Annotated in this window: 2 protein-coding genes; both read left to right on the top strand. The window is 65.4% G+C overall.

Going from position 1 to position 3,059, the window contains the following annotated elements; translation table 11 throughout:
• Positions 1-141: 141 nt before the first annotated feature.
• Positions 142-1,068, top strand: a complete 927-nt coding sequence (locus Q319_RS0122940; RefSeq protein ID WP_029484712.1) for a DMT family transporter — start codon at positions 142-144, stop codon at positions 1,066-1,068.
• The gene (locus tag Q319_RS0122935; RefSeq protein WP_029484711.1) at positions 1,065-2,567 is read left to right on the top strand and encodes an ABC transporter permease subunit; all 1,503 of its coding nucleotides are present in this window, start codon (positions 1,065-1,067) and stop codon (positions 2,565-2,567) included. Before Q319_RS0122940 ends, Q319_RS0122935 begins: the two co-directional genes overlap by 4 nt.
• Positions 2,568-3,059: the final 492 nt, after the last annotated feature.

The following is a 3,059-nucleotide window of genomic DNA, read 5'->3' as shown; positions in this document are numbered from 1 at the left end:
ACTTCGCAAGCAGGGCATACATGTCTGGCAGGGCCTCGTGAGTGTATTTCGCGGTGACATCCTCATGCCCGACTTCTCGCGCTGAGTAGTTACGCGCAGACACCCCTTGCCCGCCGCGCCATGCTCTACCCTGGCAGGCGTATGAGCGCTGTCCCGCCCGCCCGCCCCGAAGGTTTAGATGCCGTGTCTGTCACGGCCATTCTGGTGACCATCGTGTTCTGGGCCTCGGCCTTCGCGGGTATCCGGGCCGGGCTGGAGGCATTCTCGCCGGGCCATCTGACGCTATACCGCTTTCTGGTGGCGGCGGTGGCGCTGGGCATCTACGCGCTGGTCACGCGCATTCCGCTGCCCAGCACGGGCGATCTGGCGCGCATCTTCGGCCTCAGCTTCATGGGGATTACGCTGTACCACGTCCTGCTGAATTACGGCGAGGTCAGCGTGCCCGCCGGGACCGCCAGCCTGATCATCGCGGCGGGGCCGGTGATCACGGCGCTGCTGGCCACCCGGTTTGGAGGCGAGCGCCTGAACGTGCTGGGCTGGCTGGGCACCCTGGTCAGCTTGTGCGGCGTGACGTTAATCGTGCTGGGCAGTGGGCAGGGCGTCAATTTCACGGGGGGGGCGCTGCTGATTCTGGGTGCGGCGCTGTTTACCAGCATCTATTTCGTGTTCCAGAAACCGCTGCTGAGGCGCATGAATCCGCTGCACTTCACGGTCTGGTCCCTGCTGCTGGGCATGTTGCCCATGCTGGTCTTTCTGCCCGGTTTCGTGGGTGAGTTGCGGGCCGCGCCGTTATCGGCCCATCTGGCGCTGATCTATCTGGGCCTGTTCCCATCTGCACTGGCGTACCTGACCTGGACGTTCGCGCTGTCGCGGGTGGGGGCCAGCACTACCACGTCGTTTCTGTATGTCAGTCCGGTTCTGGCCATCCTGATCGCGCTGGTCTGGCTGGGAGAGGTGCCCAGACCCATCACGCTGCTGGGCGGGGCGGTGGCGGTGGCCGGGGTGGTGCTGGTGAACACGCTGGGCCGTCCAAAGAAAGTTCTCCCCCCCGACGCGCTGAAAGCATGAGCGCCCCCGCCGCCGAACTGCCGCCCGCCCCGCCTGCCGACGCGCCGATTGTGCTGGAGGACGTGAGCGTGCGCCTGGGCAGCGAGTTGATCCTGAACGGCGTGAATCTGGACGTGCGCCGGGGCGAGTTTCTGGCATTGATCGGCCCCAGCGGCGGCGGCAAAAGCACGCTGCTGCGCGTGATCGCCGGGCTGTTGAAGCCGCAGTCCGGCGTGGTGCGGGTGGAGTCGGCCCCGGCGCTGGTTTTTCAGGATTACCGCCTGTTGCCGTGGCGCACGGCGCTGCGGAATGTGGCCCTGCCCGCCGATCTGGGTGCGGGCGGCGGGTTGCCTCCCAAAGAGGCATTGCATCTGGTGGGCATGGACGCCTACGCGGGCTACTTTCCGGCGCACCTGTCGGGCGGGATGCGGGCGCGGGTGGCGCTGGCCCGCGCATTGGCCCAGAGCGGCGACGTGCTGCTGCTGGACGAGCCGTTCGCCGCCCTGGACGCCCTGGTCCGCGAACGCTTCAACGACGAATTGCGCCACCTGCACGAGAAGACCGGGCGCACCACCGTCCTCGTGACCCACTCCATCCGCGAGGCGGTGTGGCTGGCAGACCGCGTGGCCGTGCTGCGCGACGGGAAAATCGTGGAGATTCTGGACACGCGCGGCGAGGGCCGGGTCAGCGCCTACACCGATGGTCTGGAAGCGCACCTGCGCGGCGTGCTGGGTACCGGCGACAGCACCCGCCTGCGAACCCCTGTCCGCGAACGACTGAGCCTGTCGGGGCTGCTGCCGCTGGCCGCGATTGCGCTGGGGTTGCTGGGCTGGCATCTGGCGGCCACACAACTCAATCAGCCGTTCCTGCTGCCCACGCCCGCCGCCGTGTGGCGCGAATTGACGGGCACTTTCCCCGAACTGGCCGCCGCCTTCTGGGTCACGGCCCGGACCGCACTGGCCGGGCTGTTCATCGGCGGTCTGGTGGGCGTGCTGATCGGCTACCCACTGGCAAAATTCCGCCCGCTGGAACGCTTCTTCAGCCCGTTTATCATCGCCGCGCAGAGTACGCCCATCGTGATTCTCGCGCCGCTGCTGGTGTCGTGGCTGGGCTTCGGGTTCTTTCCCGCCGTCGTCGTGTCGGCCCTCAGCGCCCTGTACCCGATCATGATCGCCACCCTGGTCGGTGTGCGTGAGGTGGACCGCACCTTCTACGAACTGTTCAGAAGTTTGCGGGCCACGCCGCTGCAACGGCTGACGCGGCTGGAATTGCCGGGAGCGCTCCCCGTGATGCTGGGAGGACTCCGGCTGGCCGCCAGCCTCGCTTTAATCGGCGCGGTGGTCTGGGAATTCGTGGACGCCAACCAGAAGGGGCTGGGGCTGGCCGTGCAGGTGGCCGGAACCTACCAGAACAAGGCCGCGCAGTTTGCTGCGATTGCCCTGCTGATCCTGTTCGGCGTGCTGATCTACGCCGTGATTACCGGGCTGGAACGCGGCGTGATGCGTCGGCGGGGGCGCTGAGAGGCTAGACTGCCCAAGCCTGCGGGCGGGTTGCATGACAAGTGGGAAGTAGAGAGCCATGTCCTCAACAAGAGGAACCCCCGGTGTTTCCGCACCGGGGGGACTGAAAAGGGGGTGATTCTCTACGACACACAAGAAGTCTACCACAGTACGGAAACGTCGGTCCAAAAAACTGACCCCGAAAGTGGTGACGGTCTGGGCAGGTGCGGTTTCCGCCGTCCTGCTGGCCGTTAAACTCTTGGTAGAGATCATTAAACTGATCCTCACCTAAAGTTGAAGCTCTCGTGCGGCCCATTCGCGTCCCCAACCCTGCCCAAAGGCAGCTCCCCCAGCACTCGCCGGGGGATTTTTTGTTCATACGGGTTCCGTCTGTTTCGCGTAGAAATCGGGACAGCGCCGATTCCTACACTCCACGCCCGGAACCCGTTTTTCTCCTGCTCACTCCGTTCGGATTTCCAGGTGTTTCCAACACCTTTCAATCGGAGTCCGTAT

Source organism: Deinococcus marmoris DSM 12784 (genome assembly GCF_000701405.1).
Classification (GTDB): Bacteria; Deinococcota; Deinococci; order Deinococcales; family Deinococcaceae; genus Deinococcus; species Deinococcus marmoris.
Note: the sequence above shows the minus strand (reverse complement) of the source record. Positions and strands in the feature narration are given on the sequence as shown.